Genomic DNA, 23195 nt, shown 5'->3' with positions numbered 1-23195 from the left:
TCCATGGCGGCACGGGGCCGCCATCGGCAGGGGTTACACAGCGCGCGCGGCCTGGGCCAGGAGGTGGTCCGGCCGGTGCGCGGCGACGTGGGCGGATTCTGGAGGAGAAAAAGGCACAAACGCACGCCGAAGGGTCACAAAAAGTGCCAACAAAAGTACGTCGCCAACAGCCCCCAAGTCCTTGGTTTTTTGTGCGCAGAACACGGGGTTTTCAGCGCATTTGACGGCAGGTTGGCGCGTGGTGGAACGCGACCATCGCGATGCAACCGCAACGCGGCGCTATCTGTGCCCATCTGCCGCCCCGCGTGGCCCGGGGGCGCCTGACGATGGGCGACGTTGGCGCATGCCGTCGCCCCCGCACCATCGGCAGCCAGCCGTTGTTCAGCCCAGCGCCGCGATCACCTCGGCCGGCGCCTGCACCAGCTCGATCAGGACGCCTTCGCCAGCGATCGGAAACTCGTCGTTGCTCTTGGGGTGCAGGAAGGTGATGTCATAGCCCGCAGCGCCCTTGCGGATGCCGCCGGGCGCAAAGCGCACGCCTTTGGCAGTGAGCCATTCCACCGCCATGGGCAGGTCGTCGATCCACAGGCCGATGTGGTTGAGCGGCGTGGTGTGCACGGCGGGCTTCTTGTCGATGTCCAGCGGCTGCATGATGTCCACCTCCACCTTCCAGGCGCCCCGCCCCATCGCGAGGATGTCTTCATCCACGTTTTCGCGCTCGCTCTGGAACGTGCCCGTCTGCGTGAGGCCCAGCATGTCCACCCACAGGGTCTTCATGCGTGCCTTGTCCGTGCCGCCGATGGCGACCTGCTGAATGCCCAGGACTTTGAAGGGCCGCTCTTTTGCCGTCATGATTTGCTCCTTGATTGATAGCTATAAATGCAGTTACGTACAGCGCACGCGGCCTATTCCGCGCAGAAGGCCGCTTGGCCTCATGCCTCGCGCAGCACCCAGCTGCTCAGCGTGGCGAAGTATTCGCGCAGCCGCGCGTTGTAGCGCGTGGCCAGGGGGGTGGGCGCCGCCACCGGCACCATGGCCGTGAAGCCATGGCGTCGCGCGATGCGCAGGGCGCGCGGCAGGTGGAAGTCGCTGGTCACCAGGGCCAGCGGGGCCGTGGCCGGCACCCCACGCGCCAGCAGCAGGGGGCGCCCCAGCGCCAGGTTCAGCGCGGTGCTGGTGCTTTCCGCCTCCAGCACCAGGCGCCCTGCGGCGACGCCATGGCGCTGCTGCAGATAGCGGGCCATCACCTCGGCTTCGGTGTGCGTTTCACCCCATACCTCGCCGCCGCACACGGCGATCAGGGCGGTGGGCTGCAGGCGGGCCAGCGCGGCCGCCGTGTCCAGCCGTGCTGCCAGCGCCGGCCGGGGTTGCCCGTTCTGGATGCCGCCCCCCAGCACCACGATGGCCTGCACGGGCGGCACCTGTGCAGGCGGGATGCCGGCATTCTCCAGAAAGGCCCAGAAAACCCCCAGGCTGGCCATCCAGGCCGCCAGGCCCCACCAGCCCGCGCGCCACAGCTGCTGGCGCCGCCGCCCACGGTGCCGCCAGCCCGCCAGCGGAGTCCACCACGCGGCCAGGGCCAGGAAGACCGCCCCCAACGCGGCGGGCAGCATGGTGCCCAGATCGAGGTGCCCCAGGACCATGAGCACGGCGCCATCCACCAGCAGCACGGCGCCGGCCAGCCCGAGCAGCACACGCAAGACCACGGTCATCGCGGTGTGTGGCCAGGCCAGCGTGTTGCGCGGACCGGGGCGCTCGGCGGCATCACTGGAACTCAATGATCACGTCGTCCACCGCCAGCGACTCGCCCTTGCCCGCCACCACCTTGCCCACTACGCCATCCTGCGCGGCAAAGAGGATGTTCTCCATCTTCATGGCCTCGATCACGGCCAGTTTTTCACCGGCCTGCACCTTCTGGCCGGGCTGCACCGCCACATCCACCAGCAGGCCGGGCATGGGCGAAAGCAGGAACCTGGACAGGTCCGGCGGCGCCTTGAAGGGCATCAGCTTGTGCAAGCGTGCACCGAGGGGTGACAGCACGAGCGCATCGATCTGCGTGCCGTTGTGCGCGATGCGCAGGGCCAGCGGGTTCTTGCCCACGCCGCGCTCCACCTGCGCGGTAAACCCGGCGCCATTGCACTGGCCTTGCACCCGGATCTGGCCCAGCGTGGCGGCGCTGCTGATCTGGTAGCTCTTGCCGTCCACGGCCACCACGCTGGAGCCCGACTTGTCCTGGAAGTCGGTGACCGAGACCGCGTGGTGCTCGTTCTGCCCCTCGGCCCCCAGCGTGACCACCACGAACTGCTCGCCCACCTTCACCTCGTGCCCTGCCAGCTGGCCGCTGATGCCCGAGGCGCGCGCACGGTAGCGGCGGTTCATGAAAGCGGCCAGCGCCACCAGGAACAGCGGGTCCTCGTGTGGCACGTCCTCGGAGTGGAAGCCCTTGCCGTAATGTTCGGCGATGAAGCCGGTGTTGAACTCGCCGGTCACGAATTTCGGGTGGGCCAGCAGGGCCGCCTGGAACGGAATGTTGCTGCTGATGCCCCGGATCACGAAGCCGTTGAGCGCCGCGCGCATCTTGGCGATCGCATGGTCGCGGTCGGTGCCGTGCACGATGAGCTTGGCGATCATCGAGTCGTAGTACATCGGGATCTCGCCGCCCTCATACACCCCTGTGTCCACGCGCACGCCCAGCTTCTTGTCGGTGTCGCCCTGGAACATGCTCTGCTCCGGCGGCTGAAAACGCACCAGGCGGCCGGTCGATGGCAGGAAGTTGCGGAACGGGTCCTCGGCGTTGATGCGGCACTCGATGGCCCAGCCGTCGCGCTTCACGTCGGCTTGCGCGAGCGGCAGCTTCTCGCCTGCGGCCACGCGGATCATCAGCTCCACCAGGTCCAGGCCGGTGATGCATTCCGTCACCGGGTGCTCCACCTGCAGGCGGGTGTTCATTTCGAGGAAGTAGAAGTCCTGGTCCTTGCCGACCACGAACTCCACCGTGCCCGCGCTCTGATACTTGACCGCCTTGGCCAGCTGCACCGCCTGCTCGCCCATGGCCTTGCGGGTGGCGTCGCTGATGAAGGGCGACGGAGCCTCTTCAATCACCTTCTGGTGGCGCCGCTGGATGGAGCATTCGCGCTCGTTCAGGTAGATCACGTTGCCGTGGCTGTCGCCCAGCACCTGGATCTCGATGTGGCGCGGCTCCTGCACGAACTTCTCGATGAAGATGCGGTCGTCGCCAAAGCTGTTGCGGGCTTCGTTCTGGCAGCTGGTGAAGCCTTCAAACGCTTCCTTGTCGTTGAACGCCACGCGCAGGCCCTTTCCGCCGCCCCCGGCCGAGGCCTTGATCATCACGGGGAAGCCGATGCCCTTGGCGATTTCCACCGCCTGCTCGGGGCCCGCGATGGCGTCGTTGTAGCCCGGGATGGTGTTGACCTTGGCCTCGTTGGCCAGCTTCTTGGAGGCGATCTTGTCGCCCATGGCCGCGATCGAATGCGCCTTGGGGCCGATGAAGGCAATGCCCTCGTCCTCGCAGCGCTTGGCGAAGGCTTCGTTCTCCGACAGGAAGCCGTAGCCGGGGTGCACGGCCTGCGCGCCGGTCTGTTTGCAGGCGGCAATGATCTTGTCGGCCAGCAGGTACGACTCGCGCGAGGGCGCCGCGCCGATGTGCACAGCCTCGTCGGCCAGCTTGACGTGGCGCGCTTCCTTGTCGGCGTCGGAGTAGACGGCGACGGTGGCGATGCCCATCTTGCGGGCGGTGGCGATGACGCGGCACGCAATTTCGCCACGGTTGGCGATCAGGATTTTCGTAAACATGTTCTTATGCTCCTTGTCCGCTCACAGTGGGATGTTGCCGTGCTTGCGCCATGGGTTTTCCAGCTTCTTGTCCCGCAGCATCACCAGCGACCGGCAGATGCGCTTGCGTGTCTCGTGCGGCAGGATCACGTCGTCGATAAAGCCACGTGCGCCGGCCACGAACGGGTTGGCAAAACGCTGCTTGTATTCAGCCTCGCGTGCGGCCAGCTTCACGGGGTCGTTCTTGTCTTCGCGGAAGATGATTTCCACGGCACCCTTGGCACCCATCACCGCGATCTCGGCGTTGGGCCAGGCCAGGTTCACGTCGCCGCGCAGGTGCTTGGAGCTCATCACGTCGTACGCGCCGCCGTAGGCCTTGCGGGTGATGACGGTGATCTTGGGTACGGTGCACTCGGCATACGCGTACAGCAGCTTGGCGCCATGCTTGATGATGCCGCCGTATTCCTGGCTGGTACCGGGCATGAAGCCGGGCACGTCCACAAACGTGACGACCGGAATGTTGAACGCATCGCAGAAGCGCACGAAGCGCGCGGCCTTGATGGAGCTCTTGATGTCCAGGCAGCCCGCCAGCACCAGCGGTTGGTTGGCCACGATGCCCACGGTCTGGCCTTCCATGCGGGCGAAGCCGATCAGGATGTTCTTGGCGTACTCGGGCTGCAGCTCGAAGAAATCCCCGTCGTCCACGGTCTTGAGGATCAGCTCCTTCATGTCGTAGGGCTTGTTGGGGTTCTCGGGCACCAGCGTGTCCAGGCTCCGGTCCATGCGGTCGGCCGGGTCGTTGCTGGGACGCACCGGGGCCTTTTCCCGGTTATTCAGGGGCAGGTAGTTGTACAGGCGGCGCAGCATCATCAGCGCCTCCACGTCGTTCTCGAACGCCATGTCGGCCACACCGCTCTTGGTGGTGTGCGTCACGGCACCGCCCAGTTCTTCGGCCGTCACTTCTTCGTGCGTCACGGTCTTCACGACTTCGGGGCCGGTCACGAACATGTACGAGCTGTCTTTCACCATGAAGATGAAGTCGGTCATGGCGGGTGAGTACACGGCGCCGCCGGCGCTCGGGCCCATGATCATGCTGATCTGCGGAATCACGCCGCTGGCGAGCACGTTCTTCTGGAACACGTCGGCATAACCGCCCAGCGAGGCCACGCCTTCCTGGATGCGGGCGCCGCCCGAGTCGTTGAGGCCGATGACCGGTGCGCCGACCTTCATGGCCTGGTCCATCACCTTGCAGATCTTTTCGGCGTGCGTTTCGCTCAAAGCACCGCCAAACACCGTGAAGTCCTGGCTGAACACGAACACCAGGCGGCCGTTGATCATGCCGTAGCCCGTCACCACGCCATCGCCGGGGATCTTGTTGTCCTCCATGCCGAAGTCGGTGCAGCGGTGCTCGACGAACATGTCCCATTCCTCGAACGTGCCGTCGTCCAGCAGCAGCTCGATGCGCTCGCGCGCGGTGAGCTTGCCCTTGGCGTGCTGCGCATCGATGCGCTTTTGCCCGCCGCCCAGGCGTGCCAGCGCACGCTTTTTCTCCAGTTGATCCAGGATGTCTTGCATGGTCGTCGTCCTTTGGTGAATTCGGTGGTTTGTTTACTATTTATTTGATAGCTGCTTGCGCTGTACTGGATTGCGCCAGCAGCAGATTTCGTGCTGCAGTCGATGCCGCGATGCGCCCTGCGGCCACATCGGCCTGCATCTGGGGCAGCAGCTCCCTGACCTGCGGGTGCTGGCGAAACGCGAGCTTGAGGCCCGCGTCGATGCGCTCCCACATCCAGGCGAGCGATTGTTTTTCGCGCCGCGCTGCCAGGCGGCCGTTGGTGGACTGCATGTCGCGAAACAGCGCCACGGTGGTCCAGAAAGCATCCACCCCCTGCCCCAGCAGAGCGCTGATCTGCAGCACGCGCGGTTGCCACAGCGCGCCGTGCGTCGCGTGGTCAGGGTTGCCGTGCATGCCGAGCAGGCGCAGGCTGGAGGTGATCTGGGCCTCGGCGCGCGTGGCGGCGTTCTTGTCGATGTCGGCCTTGTTGATGACCACCAGGTCGGCAATCTCCATCACGCCCTTCTTGATGGCCTGCAGGTCGTCGCCCGCGTTGGGCAGCTGCATGAGCACGAACATGTCCGTCATGCCCGCCACCGCGATCTCGCTCTGGCCCACGCCCACGGTTTCGACGATGACCACGTCGTAGCCCGCGGCCTCGCAGACCAGCATGGCCTCGCGCGTCTTCTCTGCCACGCCGCCCAGCGTGCCGCTGGAGGGGCTGGGGCGGATGTAGGCCTTCTCGTGCACCGACAGGTGTTCCATGCGCGTCTTGTCACCCAGGATGGAGCCGCCCGAGACGGTGCTGGAGGGGTCGATGGTGAGCACGGCCACGCGATGGCCCTGGCCAATCAGGTACAGCCCGAGCGCTTCGATGAAGGTGGACTTGCCCACGCCGGGCACGCCGCTGATGCCCAGGCGAAACGCCTTGCCGGTATGGGGCAGCAGCTGCGTGAGCAATTCATCCGCCTGGGCGCGGTGGTCCGCCCGCGTCGATTCGAGCAGGGTGATGGCCTTGGACATCGCGCGGCGCTGCGTGGGGCCGGGCTGGCCAAGCACACCTGGATAGAGGTTCATGGCGACATCCTCGCGGCGGCCTTCTCGAATGCGGGGCTCCACCGGTACTCCAGGTCGAACTCCTGCTCCTCCACCAGTTGAAAGCCATTGCGCACGTAAAAGCGGTTGGCGCCACTGCCGCGCAAGGCGCCCAGGGTGATGTCCTGGCCCAGCGCCCTGCCCTGTGCCTTGGCCCACTCCAGGGCCCACGCCCCGGCGCCCCGGCCCTGGCGACCGGGTCGGACGTACAGGTGGTGCAGCCTCATGCGTGCGGGGTCCGCATACGGGAGCAGCGTGAGGTAACCAATGCGCTCGTCACCTGCCACGATGTGCCGCATATAGGCCGGCACAAAGGCATCGCGAAGCCTTTCCCGCACCCGCACGGGGTCAAAGCGTCCCAATCGCTCCAGGCTTTCGCGCATGGCCTCTGCACGCAGGTCGGCCATGGACTCAAAGTCTGCTTGCGCAACGCTTTCAAAGCCAAACATGGGATGGCGAAAAGGCTCGGAAGGAAAAGGCGAACTCAAGCGGTAACCGCCTTGCGAATCTGCTCCAGCACATCCTTGGCGCTGGCCGGAATCGGCGTGCCCGGGCCGTAGATGCCCTTCACGCCCGCTTCGTACAGGTGCTCATAGTCCTGCGCCGGGATCACCCCGCCCACGAACACGATGATGTCGTCCGCGCCCTGGTCCTTGAGGGACTGGATGATGGCGGGCACCAGTGTCTTGTGGCCGGCGGCCAGCGTGCTCACGCCCACGGCGTGCACGTCGTTTTCAATCGCCTGGCGCGCGCACTCCTCGGGCGTCTGGAACAGCGGGCCCATGTCCACGTCGAAGCCCAGGTCGGCAAACGCGGTGGCCACCACCTTGGCGCCCCGGTCGTGGCCGTCCTGGCCCAGCTTGGCGATCATCACGCGCGGGCGGCGGCCTTCCTTTTCGGCAAATTCGTTGATCTCGGTCTTGAGTTTGTCCCAGCCTTCGGCCGAGTCATAGGCTGCTGCGTACACACCGGTCACCTTTTGCGTATCGGCGCGGTGGCGCCCAAAAACCTTCTCGAGCGCATCCGACACCTCGCCCACCGTGGCGCGCAGGCGCACCGCCTTGATGGCCAGGTCGAGCAGGTTGCCTTCGCCGCTTTCTGCTGCGGAAGTAAGAGCATCCAGCGCTTGCTGTACAAGGTCTGGATCGCGTTTTGCACGGATATTTTTCAGGCGATCGATCTGCCCGTCTCGCACCTTGACGTTGTCGATCTGCAGGATATCGACCGGGTCTTCCTTGGCCAGCCTGTACTTGTTGACACCCACGATCACGTCCTTGCCGCTGTCGATGCGCGCCTGCTTCTCGGCGGCGGCGGCCTCGATCTTGAGCTTGGCCCAGCCGCTGTCCACGGCCTGGGTCATGCCGCCCATGGCCTCGACCTCCTCGATGATCTTCCAGGCGGCATCGGCCATGTCCTGGGTCAGCTTTTCCATCATGTAGCTGCCGGCCCAGGGGTCCACCACGTTCGTGATGTGCGTCTCTTCCTGGATGATGAGCTGCGTGTTGCGCGCGATGCGCGAGGAAAATTCGGTGGGCAGCGCGATGGCCTCGTCCAGCGCGTTGGTGTGCAGGCTCTGCGTGCCGCCAAACACGGCCGCCATGGCCTCGATGGTGGTGCGCACGATGTTGTTGTAGGGGTCCTGCTCCGTCAGGCTCCAGCCGCTGGTCTGGCAGTGCGTGCGCAGCATCAGGCTCTTGGGGTTCTTGGCGCCGGTTTCTTTCATGATGCGGCACCACAGCAGGCGCGCCGCGCGCATCTTGGCCACTTCCAGGTAGAAGTTCATGCCGATCGCCCAGAAGAAGCTCAGGCGCCCGGCGAACTCGTCCACGTCCATGCCCTTGGCGATGGCGGTCTTCACGTATTCCTTGCCGTCGGCCAGCGTGAAGGCCAGCTCCAGCGCCTGGTTGGCGCCAGCTTCCTGCATGTGGTAGCCGCTGATCGAGATCGAGTTGAACTTCGGCATGTTCCTGGCCGTGTACTCGATGATGTCGCCAATGATCTTCATCGACGGCTTGGGCGGGTAGATGTAGGTGTTGCGCACCATGAACTCTTTCAGAATATCGTTCTGAATCGTTCCGGAGAGCTTGTCCTGGCTCACGCCCTGTTCTTCCGCCGCCACCACGTAGCCCGCCAGCACCGGCAGCACGGCGCCGTTCATGGTCATCGAGACCGACACCTTGTCCAGCGGGATCTGGTCGAAAAGGATCTTCATGTCCTCCACCGAGTCGATGGCCACGCCGGCCTTGCCCACGTCGCCCGTCACGCGGGGATGGTCGCTGTCATAGCCCCGGTGCGTGGCCAGGTCGAACGCCACCGACACGCCCTGCCCGCCTGCGGCCAACGCCTTGCGGTAGAAGGCGTTGGATTCCTCGGCGGTGGAAAAGCCAGCGTACTGGCGGATGGTCCAGGGGCGCACCGCGTACATGGTGGCCTGGGGGCCGCGCAGGTAGGGCTCGAAGCCGGGCAAGGTGTTGGCGTATGGCAGGCCGGCCGTGTCCTGCGCGGTGTACAGCGGCTTGACGGTGATGCCGTCGGGCGTGACCCAGTTGAGGGCGCCGACGTCGCCACCCGGTGCCGACTTGGCGGCGGCCTTGGCCCAGGCTTCGAGCGAAGACGCGGCGAATTCGGGAGTGTGGTTGGGGGGGGTGTCACTCATGGCGAAAACTTCTCCGAAGATGGCGTTGCAGGCGTAAAACGGCGCGGGGACGGTTCCCGATGTGGCGGCGAGTTTACATCATTCATAATTATTGATTCAAAATATTCCTCTGAGCTTACAATCCGCCCCATGTCTGCCCTTACCCTCACGCCGCGTGCCCTGTACGAAGAAGTCGCCGAGCAATTGCGCCAGCGCATCTTCCGCCGTGAGCTGGAGCCCGGCAGCTGGATCGACGAACTCAAGATCGCCGAGGAATTCGGCATCAGCCGCACCCCCCTGCGCGAGGCGCTCAAGGTGCTGGCCGCCGAAGGCCTGGTCACGATGAAGGTGCGCCGTGGCGCCTATGTGACCGAAATGTCCGAGAAGGACCTGCGCGATGTCTACCACCTGCTGAGCCTGCTGGAGAGCGACGCGGCCGGCGTGGTGGCCGCCACCGCCACCGCGGCGCAACTGCAGGCGCTGCAGGACCTGCATGCCGAACTGGAGGCGGCCGCCGGCGAACGTGAACGGTTCTTTGCCGTGAACGAGCGTTTTCACATGCTGCTGCTGGAACTGGCCGATAACCGCTGGCGCAGCCAGATGGTGGCCGACCTGCGCAAGGTGATGAAGCTCAACCGCCACAACTCGCTGCTCAAGCAGGGGCGGATCGAGGACTCGCTGAACGAGCACCGCGCCATCCTGGCGGCGATGGTGGCGCGCGATGCCCAGGCCACGGCCCGCGCCATGCAGGCCCATTTCGCCCACGGCCTGGAAGCCGCGACCTGACCGGGCATTCAGCCAGCCACTTCCACGCGGTTGCGGCCCCCGGTCTTGGCCGCGTAGAGGGCTTCGTCCGCTCGGTGCAGGAGCTCGTCAAAGCTGCTGTCCCCCTCGTTCTTCAAGGCCACGCCCAAGGAAATGGTCATGGCCAGCGGCAGTCCGTCCACCGAGAGCGGGCGGGTGGCCACAAGCCTGCGCAGCCTCTCCCCGGCGGCCCGCGCGGCCCGGCTGTCCGCGGCGTCCCACAGCACCACGAACTCCTCTCCGCCGTGGCGCGCCGCGAAGTCGGCCCCACGGCAGGAGGCCTGCAGGTGCCCGGCGACATGCCTGAGCGCCACGTCGCCCACCGCATGCCCATGGCAATCGTTGATGGCCTTGAAGTGGTCGATGTCGATCAGCGCCAGGGCCAGGCCGCCCCCGCGCGCACCCGCCTGCGCGAAACGCTGTTCGCCCACCGCAACCAGGGTGCGGCGGTTGGCCAGGCCCGTCAGATAGTCCGTTGAGGCGGCCAGCTCCCACTGGCGGCCGATGCGCTGCGAGCACATCAGCAGGAAGCCGGTGGTGCCCACCACGGGCAGGATGGCGGTGATCATCGGGCTGGCCATGTTGATCCAGGCCCCATCTCCCGTGACATCGAACGACGGGCTCACGCCCTTGAGCAGGAAGTAGCCTGCGCGAAATACCGTGAACGCCGCCACGGCGGCAAACAGGCTGGCCATCACCCGGCGGCTGCGCGCGCCGTCATGCGACTTCTGCGAGGCCAGCAGCGCGAAGCACGCCAGCAGCAGGAAGGCGCAGCTGCCCGACAGGATCAGCACGCGCATGCCCGTGTGCGGCCGTGCGATGGCGAACCAGGCAATGCCGCCAATCCCCACGATCGCAGGGGCCAGCAGCCAGAGCCTGTCCGGCAGCCCATAGAACTGCCGCAGCGCGCGCCAGTAGCCGGTGCACCCCAGCAGCACGAGCCCATTGGCCATGGGCGATGCCAGCCCCAGCGGCAGCCGGTACTGCACCGCGTACAGCACCGCGCTGGCGGCCAGCAGCAGCGTGGCCGTGCGCCAGGTTCCCGCGCTGGGCCGCAAGGCCTCGGGAAAGTCGTTGCGCATCAGCCCCAGGACCCAGCCATTGGCCAGCATCATCAGCGTGGCGACGATAAAGATGGTGATGGGGTCCATGGCGGAAGGGCGCGGTAGAGACGGCGGTCCGGGCAGCGGCGGGAGATGGAGAGGAAGGGGTCGGCACGCCACGGTGATGCCATGGCTGTGCGAGGGACGTGCGAGCGAGCCTGTGCGGATTGTGGCCGAGGCGCCGCGCCGGTGCCACGGATTTCGCGCGGCACGGGGCACACTGGGGCACATCATTCCACAAACCGGAATGCACCATTTGCAACGCAACAGGGTGTTGCGCCCCGCCCTGGTGCGGGCCCGGTCGTTATGATCCCCCGGGTTTCCACCGAGGCAACGGCGCGGCCCGCGCCCGACGCCGCCACCGCCGCCGAGTTCGATGACCCCCTCCCTTCCCGATATCGCCAGCGTCCAGACGCTGCCGCAGCTTCTTGCCTTGCGCACGGCCCTCACCCCGGACGCCGAGGCCTACCGTGCCTTCGACACCACCGCGCAGGCGTGGGCAAGCCTGACCTGGCGGCAGACCGCGCAGCGCGTGGCCGAATGGACGCAGGCCCTGGCCGCCATGCAGCTGCCCGCGGCCGCGCGCGTGGCCATCCTGCTGCCCAACGGCCTGCACGCCATGTGCGCCGACCAGTCCACCCTGGCCGCCGGCTGCGTGCCGGTGCCGCTGCACGCTATCGACAACCCCGGCAGCATCGCCTACATCCTCTCGGACTGCGAGGCCTCGATGCTCATCGTGGCCAGTGCCCAGCAATGGGAGAGGATCCGCGACACAGGCACGGAATTCCCCGCGTTGCGCGCGGTGATCGTGACCGAGCCGGACGCCGCCTTCGCCGCCACCCCGCCCTCGTCGCACGGCCCCGCCGTGGGCTCGCTGGCGCAGTGGCTCGAAGGCGCCGCACAGGCAGCGCAGCAGGCCTTGCCCCCCGCGCCCGGCCCGGACAACCTCGCCGCCATCGTCTACACCTCGGGCACCACCGGCAAGCCCAAGGGCGTGATGCTCACGCACCGCAACGTGGTCAGCGACGTGAAGGCCGTGCTGGAGCGCATCGCGCCCACGGTGGACGACGTGTTCCTGTCGTTCCTGCCGCTCTCGCACACGTTCGAGCGCACGGGCGGCTACTACCTTCCCATCGCGGCAGGCAGCTGCGTGGCGTATGCGCGCTCCGTGGCCCTGCTGGCCGAGGATCTGAAGACGGTGCGCCCCACGGTGCTGGTCTCGGTCCCGCGCATCTACGAACGCATCCACGCCAGGCTGCTCGAAAAGCTCTCGCCATCGCCCTGGAAAATGCAGCTGTACGAGGCCGCACAGAACAGGGGCTGGGCCCGCTTCTGCGCGGCGCAGGGTTTGCCGGCGCCCGCCCCCGAGGCCGGCAAGACTGCGGGAGGCTGGATGGCCGCACTGCCCTGGCCGCTGCTGCAAGCCCTGGTGGCCACGCCCTTGCTGGCCCAGTTTGGCGGCCGTGTGCGGGTGGCCGTGAGCGGCGGCGCCCCGCTGTCGCCCACCATCGCCAAGTGCTTTCTGGGCCTGGGCCTGCCGCTCATCCAGGGCTACGGCATGACGGAGACGGCGCCCGTGGTGTCCGTCAACGCACTGCACGACAACGATCCGGCGTGCGTGGGCAAGGCCTTGCCCGGCGTGGAAGTGCGCATTGGCGAGAACCGCGAACTGCAGGTGCGCGGCCCCATCGTCATGAAGGGCTACTGGAAGCGGCCCGAAGACACGGCACGCATCCTCGGCCCCGACGGCTGGCTGGGCACGGGCGACCAGGCGGACATCGTGGGCGGCCGCATCTACATCAGGGGGCGCATCAAGGAAATCATCGTCACCTCCACCGGCGAAAAAGTGCCGCCCGGGGACCTGGAGCTGGCGCTGCTGGCCGATCCGCTGCTGGAGCAGGCCTTCGTGGTGGGGGAAAACCGCCCCTTCATCGCCTGCGTGGCCGTCCTGCAGCGCGACGAATGGCAGCGCCTGGCGGCCGACCTGGGCCTCTCCGCGCAGGACGCCGCCAGCCTGAACCACCCCAGCGTGCACCGGGCCGTGCTGGCGCGCATCGAAAAAAACACCGCCAGCTTCGCCCGCTATGCCGTGCCCCGCGCCGTGCACTGCACGCTCACGCCCTGGACGATCGAGAACACTTTCATGACGCCCACGCTCAAGCTCAAGCGCAACAACCTGATGGCGTTCTACGCGGAGGCGATCGAGGGGATGTACCAGAAGCCGGGCGGGCGATAGACAGGCAGGCAGGCAGGCAGGCAGGCACGAAAATCCGCCCGCCATCGCCAGTCCCCCACCCGCAGCGCATGGGGGTCGGGCTTCCTCTGCCCGCCGGGGCCGCGCTGGGGGTCAGCCGCCTGTTGGCTCTCCGGCTTGCTGGTCCAGTCGCAGCAGGCGGCAAGGGTGTGTTGTTTTGGGATGGGATCTACGCCGCCATGGCCGTCCAGCCCGCCTCTGCCGCATAGGCCGCGCCAAACCGGTTCGCCAGAAAGTCCCGCAGCCGCACCGACTCCTGCCCCACGAACCCCTGCTGCGGCAGCCGCCCCTGTGCCACCAGGTCCAGCGCCGTGCAGATGCCCGCCGCCGTGGTGAGCTGGATGGCGCTCAGCGTGTGCCCTGCCACCTGGCTGCCGACGATGCGGGCGGAATACGACTCCTGCACCAGCCGGCCTCCCCGCAGGCCCGCGGCGGTGGCGAAGATGACGATCACATCCTGGTCGGTGGTGGGAACCGCGGTTTCCAGGATGTCCTTGAGCAGGTCGCGCCGGTCGCGCAGGCGCAGGTCGTTGAGCAGCAGTTTCAGGATGGCGCAATGGCCGGGATAGCGGATGGACTGGTAGTCCACCTGCCGCGCTTTCCCGGACAGCGTCTCCGTCAGCGTGCCCAGGCCGCCCGAGGTGTTGAAGGCCTCGTATTCCACGCCGTCGAGCGCGAAGGTCTCCAGGCCCTCCAGCGCCGGCACGGTGGTGCGCACACCATCCACGATGGCTTCGCAGGGGTTGCAGTATTCGTTGAGGAGGCCCTCGGTGCTCCAGGTCAGGTTGTAGCGCAAGGCGCCCTGCGGGTAGCGCGGCAGCGCCCCCACGCGCATGCGCAGGGTGTGCAGCGTGTCGAAGCGGCGGGCCAGGTCGTTGCCCACGATGCCGATGAAGCCTGGCGCCAGACCGCACTGGGGCATGAGCACGCTGCGGGCACTGGCGCCGAGTGCGCGGATGGCCTGGGTGCTCGCCACGTCCTCGGTCAGGTCAAAGTAGTGCACGCCTGCGGTTGCGCACAGCGTGGCCACGGATACGGCGCGGTGAAACGGCAGCGCGTTCAGCACGGCGAAACGGCCGTCGATGACCGCCTTCAGGCTCGCGTCGTCCGTCGCCAGCCGGGTGGATACGCCCAATGCGGCCACTTCGGCCAGGCGCGCCGGGTCACGGTCCACCACCAGGATGTCGTAGTCGCCAGCCTGCTGCAGCAGCAGCGCCATGGCAAAGCCGATGTGGCCCGCGCCGAGGATGGTGATGGCACGACGGGCGGCGGTGCTGGAAGTGGTGGAAAGGATGGTCATGGCGGTGCTCCCGGTGGTGCCCACCGCGTGAAGCGGTGAGAGGTGTTGCAGATGCCTTGATGCTAGGCAAGGGCGCTGTCAATGTGTAGTGCTTATATCGTCGAAAACTGCTCTTTGTTTTTTCATAACGGCGAATATGATGGACGTTATGACTTTCTGGAGAAATTGCCCATGACCCAGGCCCTGGACGACACCGACCGCCAGCTGCTGAGCCTGCTCCAGGCCAACGCCCGCGAGGGCACGGCCACGCTGGCGCGCAAGCTGGGGCTGGCCCGCACCACCGTGGTGGCGCGCATTGCACGGCTGGAGCGCTCGGGCGTGGTCGCGGGGTACGGCGTGCGGCTGGGGGCCCGGCTCGATGCCACCACCGTGCGCGCGTGGTGCTCCATCAGCGTGTTGCCCAAAACAGCGCCCGCCGTGTTGCGCGCGCTGGAGGCCATGGCCGAGGTCGAAGAGGTATCCGCCGTGAGCGGGCCGTTTGACTACCTGGTGTTCCTGCGCTGCACGAGCCATGAGCAGCTCGACACCCTGCTCGACAAGGTGGGCCAGCTCGACGGCGTGCACCAGACGCAGACCAGCATCGTGCTCAGCCGCAAGATCGACCGGCGCAGTGTGGGGGTGTGACGGCGGCTGCCGCCAGCGTATTCACTTCAATTTTCATAGCTGCTAGCGCTTTATGGATAAGCCCCAGAGGCCCATTTCATTGAAAAACCTTGACGGGCAAACTCAGGCGTCGAACTGCGCCGGGTTCTTGCCCTGGATGGGCGCGTAGAACGCCTTGATGCTCGCCAGGTCGCGTTCCACATCGCCCGTGGGCTCGAACACAGGCCCCAGGCCTCCCACCTTGCGGCCGTAGTCCACGAAAGCCAGCACGATGGGTACGCCCGCCTGCTGGGCGATGTAATAGAACCCCGTCTTCCAGTGCCGCGTCTTGCCGCGCGTGCCCTCGGGCGGCACGATCAGCTGCATGGGGCCGTCCGCGTCCCGCATGGCCTGGGCCGAGCTGGCCACCAGGTTGTTCGCCTGCTCCCGGTTCACCGGAATCCCGCCCAGCCAGCGCATCACGCCGCCAAACGGCGCCCTGAACAGGCTCTGCTTGCCCATCCAGTACACCCGCAGGCGCAGCGAAAACGCCAGCATCAGCGTGTACGGCAGATCCCAGTTGCTGGTGTGGGGGGCGGCGATCAGCACGCTCTTGGCGGCGTGGGCGGGCAAGGCTCCCTCCACCTTCCAGCCCGTCAGGCGCAGGGTGGCGCGCGAGAAGGCGCGCAGCAGCGTGTTGACAACCGGCGTGTCAAAAATCGTGTGGTGCATGGGGAAACAGGGGCAGGCGACGCCCGCGCAGAAGGCGGCTGCAAGGCAGCCAGTCACCCGGCAGGCATGGGGCAGGAACATCAAAAAGCGCCGCGAGTATCGCCGATGCGGCCTTGGCCCCGCCTTGCGGCAGGACAAGGCTTGGCGCCTGTCGCCACGGCGGGGACGCGGGGCGCTTTCATTTTGATAGCGGCAAGCGCTTGTGGATCAAGCGGCAGCGTCCTTTTTTTCTCATGGCCACAGGCTGGCGCGGATCGTTGGCCAATGGGATAATCACGGCCCTCCCCTGCAGCCTCCGTCGCCCGCCCCGTCCGGGCGTGCCGCTGCGGGCCTTTCCCCCGTTCTCCTTGCCTGTTTGCCTGCTGTGGAATCCCCCGCTTTGAGCCCCTGGCGCATGTCCGTCGCGCCGATGATGGATTGGACCGACCGCCATTGCCGCTACTTTCACCGCCTGCTGACGCGCCAGACCTTGCTGTACACCGAAATGGTGAATGCGGGCGCGATCATCCACGGCGGCACCGAGCGCCACCTGCGCTTCAACACGGAAGAGCATCCCGTGGCCCTGCAGCTGGGCGGCAATGAACCCGACAAGCTGGCCCAGGCCGCGCGGCTGGGTGAGGAATGGGGCTATGACGAGATCAACCTGAACTGCGGCTGCCCCAGCGACCGGGTGCAGCGCGGCGCGTTTGGCGCCAGCCTGATGAAGGCGCCGCAGCTGGTGGCCGACTGCGTGAAGGCCATGAAGGACGTGGTGGCCGTGCCCGTGACGGTCAAGCACCGCATCGGCATCGACAAGCAGGAAGACTACGGCTTCGTGCGCGACTTCATCGGCACGGTGGCCGAGGCGGGCTGCACCGTGTTCATCGTGCACGCGCGCAACGCGTGGCTGCAGGGCCTGTCTCCGAAGGAGAACCGCGACATCCCGCCCCTGCGCTACGAGGTGGTGCACCAGCTCAAGGCCGAGTTCCCGCAGTTCACGATCGCCATCAATGGCGGTATCCAGGCCGACGAGGTGGTGCTGCAGCAGCTCGAACACCTCGACGGCGTGATGATCGGCCGCGAGGCGTACCACAACCCCTGGTGGATGGCGCGCTGGGACCAGCTCTACTACGGCAGTCAAGGTGGCACGCCCTGCCCCCTGACCCGCGAAGAGGTCGAGCTGGCCATGGTCGAGTACATGGAGCGCGAGGCCGCACAGCATGGCACGCCCTGGCCCCACATCGCCCGCCACATGCTGGGCCTGCGCCACAGCCTGCCGGGCGCCCGCGTCTGGCGCCAGGTGTGGAGCAACCACCTGCTCAAGGACCGCCCCGCGCGGGAAGTGCATGCGCTCGCGATGCAGTCGTATGCGCCGTCCGCTGCCGCACAAGCGGTGGCATAGCGCGGTTCACGCCCGCGGCGCCTGTCTGTCCAGCCAGGTTTCCAGAGGCTCTGGCCTCCCGAACAGATAGCCCTGCAGGCAGTCGCACTGGCTGTCGGCCAGGAAGTCCGCCTGGGCGCGGGTTTCCACGCCCTCCGCCACCACGCGCAGGCGCAGGTGGCGGGCCACGGAAATGATGGACTGCACGATGGCGGTGTCGTCCGGGTCGTCGGGCGTGTCCTGCACGAAGCTCCTGTCGATCTTGAGTTCGTACAGCGGCAGCCGCTTGAGGTAGGCTAGGCTGGAGTAGCCCGTGCCAAAGTCGTCGATGGAAAAGCGCACGCCCAGCCGCACGATCTCGGTCATGCGGGCAATGGTGTCGTCCAGGTTCTCGATGAGAAGGCTTTCCGTGACCTCCAGGATGAGGTTCGCCGGCAGGGCGCCGGTGCGGGCCAGCACATGGCGGATGCGCTCCACGAAATCGTCCTGGCGGAACTGCCGCTGGCTCACGTTGACCGACAGCGACAGGCTGTGCCCCGCCGCCTGCAGGCGCGCCAGGGTTTCGCAGGCCTGCTGGATCATCCAGTCCCCCATGCGCAGGATGAGCCCCGAACTTTCGGCGATGGGGATGAAGCGGCTGGGCGGCACGGCGCCGCGCTCGGGGTGGTCCCAGCGCATCAGCAACTCGCCGCCGACCACCGTCCCGGCCGCATCCACCTGGTTTTGCACGAAAGCGGCCAGTTGCCCTTCCGCGTGGGCCTGCTTGAGGTCCTGCTCCAGGGCCAGGCGCTCCTGCACGTCGGACTGCATCGCAGCCTCGTAAAAGCGGACGCGGTTGCGGCCCAGGTCCTTGGCGCGGTACATGGCCGTGTCGGCCTCGCGCAGCAGGTCCTCCACGCCCTCGTCCCGCTGGGGAAACAGCGTGATGCCGATGCTGCCGGTGCTGCTGTAAAGATGGGTGTCGATGGTGTAGGGAGCCTCCAGCGCCAGCCGCATCTCCTCGGCCATCTGCAGGGCGGCCCGGCCGGCGGATTCCATGTCGGAGGCCAGGTTGTGCACGAGCACCACGAACTCGTCCCCGCCCAGGCGCGCTACCGTATCCCCGGGGCGCAGCCGCTGCACGAGGCGGTCGGCCACCTGCATCAGCAAGGCATCGCCCAGCGTGTGGCCGCGCGCGTCGTTGATCTGCTTGAAGTTGTCCAGGTCGATGTAGAGCACCGCGCCGACCTGGGCCGCTTTGCGGGCACTGCGCAGCGCCTGTTCCATGCGGTCGAGCAGCATGCGCCGGTTGGGCAGGCCGGTGAGTCCGTCGAAGTAGGCGAGCTGATGGGTGCGCGCCTCGGCCAGCTTGCGTTCGGTGATGTCGCGCGACAAGGCGATGAACCGTGGCCCGTCGCCCGGCGCCGCGCTTTCCTTGCGCGCAATGGACAGCTCGAACCAGTGCGTGGTGCCATCGAGTTCCAGCCGGTACTGCTGGCCGGTGGAATAGCCGGTGCGGTGCGCCTCCTGCAGCGCGGCATGGCAGCCAGCGGCCGCCTCGGGGGGCACCACGTCCGTCACGAGCCGGCCAAGGAACATCTCGGGCGGCAGCGCCAGCAGCTCGGAGCGCGCCGACCGGTAGTGGTGGATGCGGCCGTCCAGCCCCAGTTCAAAGAGCAGGTCGGGAATCGCGTTGAGGGTGCTTTCCAGGTCGTCGCGCGTGGCCCGCAGCGCGGCCGTCATGTCCAGCGCCAGCGCCACCGCCCTCTCGCGCCCCGTGGCCAGCAGCCACGTGAACCACGCCAGCAGCAGGCTCAATGCCGTGCCCATCACGGCCACGGGCAGGTGGCTGTTGTCCTCGTGACGCAGCTCGAACGCGGGCAGTGGCGACATCTGCAGGGTCCAGCGCCGCCCGCCAAACTTCAGCTCCCGGGTGGCCTGAAGCCCTGGGGCTTCCGCGGCGGGGGCCTGCGCCGCGGGCTCGGTGTTGGTGAACAGGCGCGTGCCGGATGCCGTGGGGCCCGGCACCATGCCGTCGAGGATCTGAAACCCGATGTCCGAATCGAACTCCCTGGCCATGCCGCGGACCACATCGGCGATGCGAAAAGTGGCGCTGACCCAGCCCACCAGTCCCGCACGCCGGCCATCGCCAGACCGCATGTCGGCCACGGTATCGTGCAAAGGCAGGTACATCGCCAGGCTTGGCTCGCTGTCCGGGCGAAGCGCCAGCGGGCCGGACAGCGCCAATTCGCCCGTGAGGCGGGCCCTGTCGAGCGCCTCCCTGGCGGCGGGAACCGTCAAGGTGTCGAAACCCAGGGTGTCGAGGTTGCCACCTTCCAGCGGCTCGACATGGGTGATGGGCGCGTAGAGGGGCCGCGCTCCTGCGGGCCGCACGCTGTAGCCCGGAAAACCGCGCGTGCGCATGTCGTGGGTGTGCGCTTCAAGGGCCGAGGCGGGCAACTGCAGGATGAGCGCGATGCCCTGCAGGCCGGGCCGGGTCTCCTGCAGTTGCAGCGCGCCCACATAGGCTTGAAACTCTTCACGGTCAATGCGCTCCGACCCTTCGAAGTACCCCTTGACCCCGCGCAGCACCACCTCGTACGTCGCGAGGCGGTCCGCAAGGTTGTAGGCGATGTGGTCAGCCGCCACCTGGAAATTCTGCTCGCGCTTGGCCCGCGCGCCGCGCTCCTCGCTCTGCCAGTACAAAAAGGTCAACCCCAGCATGAGTGCCGCGACCAGGGGTGGCAGCACCACGGCCAGCCACCGCTGGCTGGCGGCGCCGTCCAGGCGCGAAGCCTCGCGCACGCCATCAGCCGCCGCAGGCGGGCCCCCTGGGGGATGCGGCGGCCGGGTCATGGCTTTCCTGGCCTTGCCGGGAAGGGCGTGGAGGACGGCGGATGGGACAAGGCGTGCGGGTTCCCTTGGACAGGTGGGGACAGATCGGCACCATTATCGGCCCCGCCCCCCCGCGGCAAAGAGGCAGGGGCGTCCCCACGGGCTTTCCGTACATCCTGCATCAGGCTCCGGCGCCGTGGCGGATATGCTTGCATGGACAGGCGCCACGCCAGCCCACCGATCCGAACCCACCCAGAACGCAGAGACACGGCATGCCATCCCTTGATTTCGACCTGGAGGAATCCCATTTCCGCGCGTTCTACGCGCAGCAGTCCGCCGCGCTGGAGGCGGCCTGCGCAGCCCTCACGGGCATGGTCGCGGCCGTGGTCACGCGTGCGGGAGGCGTGGACATCGCCAAGGTGGAAGGCCGGGTGAAGGAGGTGGATGAATGCATCCGCAAGTTCGTGCGCAAATATCGTCCGTCACTGGAAGAAGGCAACACGGCCTACGAGATCCAGGGCTACATCACGGACCTGGTCGGCGTGCGCGTGGTGTGCCTCTATGAGGATGAACTGGAGAAGATCGCCCAGATCGTGCGTTCGCACTTCGCGGTGATCGATGTCACGGACAAGGTGACGGCGGTGGAAAGCACCGAGGCATCGTTTGGCTACAAGGGCCTGCACCTGGACCTCAAGCTGAGCACCGCCGAACGCGGCTTGCCCGAGCACGCGGCCTACGCCCACCTGCCCTTCGAGCTGCAAGTGCGCACCATCATCCAGGACTCCTGGAGCGTGCTGGACCACCGGATCAAGTACAAGAAGTCCATTCCCGGCCAGCTCAAGCGGCGCATCAATGTGCTGTCTGCCCTGTTCGAGCTGGCCGACCGCGAGTTCCGCCAGATCCGCGATGCCACGGCCGCGGAACTCCTCCAGGCGCCCGACGAGACGGAAGAACCCCTCGCCGATGCCGCACCCGACGACAGCAACCCGCAGGCTCCCAGCAAGACACCGGCGCCCAGCAGCGAGCTCAACGCGTTCACCTTCCTCAAGATCGCGACGCACTTCTTCAAGGACTTCGAGTTCGAGCCGTCCAAGGTGGACGGTTTCGTGGATGACATCCAGGTCTGGTCTCCCGGCATGACACGGGCACGCTTCAACGCGCTGATGCGCGAGACCGTGGGCGTGGTCAAGCGCTACAAGCAGCATTTTGAAGAGCAGAACCCCCAGGCGAGCTTCAACCCCTACACCGTGATCCGGCACTGCCTGTACCTGAGTAACAAGGCGGCGTTCCGCCCGGCATTGCGCAACTCGGCGCGCGAATCCTTTGAAGCGTGGCTGCAGGATCACGCGGAGCCCAGGCCGCAATAGCCCGCGAAAGGCATTCCACGCCCTGTCTCATTACCTTCTTTGCTATTGGGTTTGTAGCAAGGCGGGCTTGGGGCATCCGGCAGGACCGGGACGTGCCCTGAACACCCCCGGCCTGTCGCATAGGTGACTGGTCATTGGTGGTTTTCCTCCATGCGCTTGTTACCAAGTGCTGCTATATTGCACTGCAACAAAACGGAGTTTCGCCCATGCTGTATCACATCTACGAAACCCAGCGCTCGCTGATGGAGCCATTTACCGATTTCGCACAGGCCGCTGCCAAGCTGTTCAGCAACCCCATGTCGCCGTTCAGCGAAAGCCCGTTGGCGCAGCGCATGTCCGCAGGCTACGAACTGCTGTACCGCCTGGGCAAGGACTACGAAAAGCCGGCGTTCGAGATCCACTCCGTGGATGTGGATGGCGTGGGCGTCGCGGTGCATGAACGCATCGAGATGGACAAGCCGTTCTGCGAGCTGCGCCGCTTCAAGCGGTTCTCGGACGACCCCGCGACCCTGACCAAGCTCAAGGCCCAGCCCGTGGTGCTGATCGTGGCTCCCTTGTCGGGCCACTACGCCACCTTGCTGCGCGACACCGTGCGCACCATGCTCAAGGACCACAAGGTCTACATCACCGACTGGAAGAATGCCCGCCTGGTGCCCCTGGCCGATGGCGAATTCCACCTCGATGACTATGTGAACTACGTGCAGGAATTCATCCGCCACCTGCAGGGCATCTATGGCAATTGTCATGTGATCAGCGTCTGCCAGCCCACGGTGCCGGTGCTGGCTGCCGTGTCGCTGATGGCCAGCCGGGGTGAAACCACGCCGCTGAGCATGACCATGATGGGGGGGCCGATCGACGCCCGCAAGTCGCCCACGGCCGTCAACAACCTGGCAACGAACCGCAGCTTCGAATGGTTCGAGAACAACGTGATCTACCGCGTGCCAGAGAACTTCCCCGGCGCGGGGCGGCGTGTGTACCCCGGCTTCTTGCAGTACACCGGCTTCGTGGCCATGAACCCTGACCGCCACGCCAGCAGCCACTACGATTACTTCAAGGACCTGATCAAGGGCGACGACGCCAGCGTCGAGGCCCACCGCAAGTTCTACGACGAATACAACGCCGTGCTCGACATGGACGCGGACTACTACCTGGAAACCATCCAGACCGTGTTCCAGGACTACAAGCTGGTGAACGGCACGTGGGACGTTCGCTCCCCCGAAGGCAAGATCGAGCGCGTGCGCCCGCAGGACATCAAGACCACCGCGCTGTTCACCGTCGAGGGCGAACTCGACGATATTTCAGGTTCGGGGCAGACCGAGGCCGCGCATGACCTGTGCAGCGGCATCGTGCGCAAGGAGCAGCGCCACCTGGAAGCCAAGGGTGCAGGCCACTACGGCATCTTCAGCGGCCGGCGCTGGCGCGAAGTGGTGTACCCGCAGGTGCGCGCCTTCATCCTGCAGCATGAACAGCCCCAGAAAAAGGCCGCGGTACCCGTGACGGAAACCCCGGACGACAACCCCCCCAGCCTGGCGCCAAAAAAGGTCGCGGCCCCCAAGGCAGCCGCCAGGACGGCTGTGAAAGCCGCGGCGCCCGTGGCCACCCGCTGGGTGGCCCCCGCTGGCAACCGCACCAAGCCCACGGGAGCGGCGGCGCCCGCCGAGGCAGACCCGGTCGCGGCGGCCAAGGCGACCGTCAGCGCCGCAACGCCATCCCGCACCCGCCGCAGCGCGGCCCGCAAGGCTTGAGCGTACCGCCGCACATTCCCAGCCCTCCCCCCGCAGCACCGTCAGCGCTTGCGGTGC

At 66.8% G+C, this 23195-nt stretch carries 17 protein-coding genes; 6 read left to right on the top strand and 11 right to left on the bottom strand.

Annotation, left to right across the window (positions count from 1 at the left end; translation table 11 throughout):
• Window positions 1-381: 381 nt before the first annotated feature.
• The 7 genes from AC07OC_RS03275 to scpA form a co-directional block, all read right to left on the bottom strand.
• Window positions 382-852 carry a VOC family protein gene (locus AC07OC_RS03275; RefSeq protein ID WP_218294996.1) on the bottom strand — a complete coding sequence of 157 codons (471 nt, stop codon included), beginning with the start codon at window positions 850-852 and terminating at the stop codon, window positions 382-384.
• An 80-nt stretch (window positions 853-932) separates the two neighbouring features.
• A complete protein-coding gene (locus AC07OC_RS03270; RefSeq protein ID WP_370627709.1) occupies window positions 933-1778 on the bottom strand; it encodes a YdcF family protein in 846 nt (281 codons plus the stop codon).
• Window positions 1765-3813 (bottom strand): acetyl-CoA carboxylase biotin carboxylase subunit, encoded by a 2049-nt coding sequence (locus AC07OC_RS03265; RefSeq protein ID WP_218338564.1) that lies wholly within the window; start codon window positions 3811-3813, stop codon window positions 1765-1767. The genes AC07OC_RS03270 and AC07OC_RS03265 overlap by 14 nt, the downstream gene beginning before the upstream one ends.
• Before the next feature lie 21 nt (window positions 3814-3834).
• On the bottom strand, window positions 3835-5367 hold the full coding sequence (locus AC07OC_RS03260; RefSeq protein ID WP_010458871.1) for an acyl-CoA carboxylase subunit beta: 1533 nt from the start codon (window positions 5365-5367) through the stop codon (window positions 3835-3837).
• A gap of 40 nt (window positions 5368-5407) precedes the next feature.
• Window positions 5408-6424 (bottom strand): methylmalonyl Co-A mutase-associated GTPase MeaB, encoded by a 1017-nt coding sequence (gene meaB, locus AC07OC_RS03255; RefSeq protein ID WP_218294993.1) that lies wholly within the window; start codon window positions 6422-6424, stop codon window positions 5408-5410.
• Window positions 6421-6891 carry a GNAT family N-acetyltransferase gene (locus AC07OC_RS03250; protein ID WP_494600373.1) on the bottom strand — a complete coding sequence of 157 codons (471 nt, stop codon included), beginning with the start codon at window positions 6889-6891 and terminating at the stop codon, window positions 6421-6423. The genes meaB and AC07OC_RS03250 overlap by 4 nt, the downstream gene beginning before the upstream one ends.
• Window positions 6892-6926: 35 nt before the next feature.
• Window positions 6927-9098 carry a methylmalonyl-CoA mutase gene (scpA, locus tag AC07OC_RS03245; protein ID WP_218338562.1) on the bottom strand — a complete coding sequence of 724 codons (2172 nt, stop codon included), beginning with the start codon at window positions 9096-9098 and terminating at the stop codon, window positions 6927-6929.
• Between the two features lie 129 nt (window positions 9099-9227).
• On the opposite strand from scpA, the gene AC07OC_RS03240 reads away from it, so the two are divergent.
• Complete coding sequence (locus AC07OC_RS03240) at window positions 9228-9863, top strand: GntR family transcriptional regulator (protein ID WP_218338561.1); 636 nt, start codon at window positions 9228-9230, stop codon at window positions 9861-9863.
• An 8-nt stretch (window positions 9864-9871) separates the two neighbouring features.
• Here the strand turns inward: AC07OC_RS03240 and AC07OC_RS03235 are convergent, their stop codons facing one another.
• Window positions 9872-11032 carry a sensor domain-containing diguanylate cyclase gene (locus tag AC07OC_RS03235; RefSeq protein WP_218338560.1) on the bottom strand — a complete coding sequence of 387 codons (1161 nt, stop codon included), beginning with the start codon at window positions 11030-11032 and terminating at the stop codon, window positions 9872-9874.
• 328 nt (window positions 11033-11360) lie between these two features.
• Here AC07OC_RS03235 and AC07OC_RS03230 point away from each other — a divergent pair, with 328 nt between their 5' ends.
• Window positions 11361-13220 carry an AMP-dependent synthetase/ligase gene (locus AC07OC_RS03230; protein WP_218294988.1) on the top strand — a complete coding sequence of 620 codons (1860 nt, stop codon included), beginning with the start codon at window positions 11361-11363 and terminating at the stop codon, window positions 13218-13220.
• 187 nt (window positions 13221-13407) lie between these two features.
• Here the strand turns inward: AC07OC_RS03230 and AC07OC_RS03225 are convergent, their stop codons facing one another.
• Complete coding sequence (locus AC07OC_RS03225) at window positions 13408-14538, bottom strand: saccharopine dehydrogenase family protein (protein ID WP_218294987.1); 1131 nt, start codon at window positions 14536-14538, stop codon at window positions 13408-13410.
• 171 nt (window positions 14539-14709) lie between these two features.
• Here AC07OC_RS03225 and AC07OC_RS03220 point away from each other — a divergent pair, with 171 nt between their 5' ends.
• Window positions 14710-15162, top strand: a complete 453-nt coding sequence (locus tag AC07OC_RS03220) for an Lrp/AsnC family transcriptional regulator (RefSeq protein WP_218338559.1) — start codon at window positions 14710-14712, stop codon at window positions 15160-15162.
• Window positions 15163-15264: 102 nt separating this feature from the next.
• Here the strand turns inward: AC07OC_RS03220 and AC07OC_RS03215 are convergent, their stop codons facing one another.
• On the bottom strand, window positions 15265-15852 hold the full coding sequence (locus AC07OC_RS03215) for a lysophospholipid acyltransferase family protein (RefSeq protein ID WP_218294985.1): 588 nt from the start codon (window positions 15850-15852) through the stop codon (window positions 15265-15267).
• 364 nt (window positions 15853-16216) lie between these two features.
• On the opposite strand from AC07OC_RS03215, the gene dusA reads away from it, so the two are divergent.
• Window positions 16217-17233: a tRNA dihydrouridine(20/20a) synthase DusA gene (gene dusA / locus AC07OC_RS03210; protein WP_370627708.1), complete on the top strand. Its 1017-nt coding sequence runs from the start codon at window positions 16217-16219 to the stop codon at window positions 17231-17233.
• Between the two features lie 6 nt (window positions 17234-17239).
• Here dusA and AC07OC_RS03205 read toward each other — a convergent pair whose 3' ends face one another.
• Window positions 17240-20047, bottom strand: coding sequence for a bifunctional diguanylate cyclase/phosphodiesterase (locus AC07OC_RS03205; RefSeq protein ID WP_494600372.1), 2808 nt, complete (start codon window positions 20045-20047; stop codon window positions 17240-17242).
• 251 nt (window positions 20048-20298) lie between these two features.
• Here AC07OC_RS03205 and AC07OC_RS03200 point away from each other — a divergent pair, with 251 nt between their 5' ends.
• Together AC07OC_RS03200 and AC07OC_RS03195 are read left to right on the top strand one after the other, a co-directional pair.
• Window positions 20299-21393, top strand: coding sequence for a GTP pyrophosphokinase (locus AC07OC_RS03200; RefSeq protein WP_218338556.1), 1095 nt, complete (start codon window positions 20299-20301; stop codon window positions 21391-21393).
• A 206-nt stretch (window positions 21394-21599) separates the two neighbouring features.
• The gene (locus tag AC07OC_RS03195; RefSeq protein ID WP_218338555.1) at window positions 21600-23138 is read left to right on the top strand and encodes a polyhydroxyalkanoate depolymerase; all 1539 of its coding nucleotides are present in this window, start codon (window positions 21600-21602) and stop codon (window positions 23136-23138) included.
• The last annotated feature ends 57 nt before the right edge of the window (window positions 23139-23195 follow it).

This window comes from Acidovorax sp. GW821-FHT10E04 (genome assembly GCF_059415185.1).
Note: the sequence above shows the minus strand (reverse complement) of the source record. Positions and strands in the feature narration are given on the sequence as shown.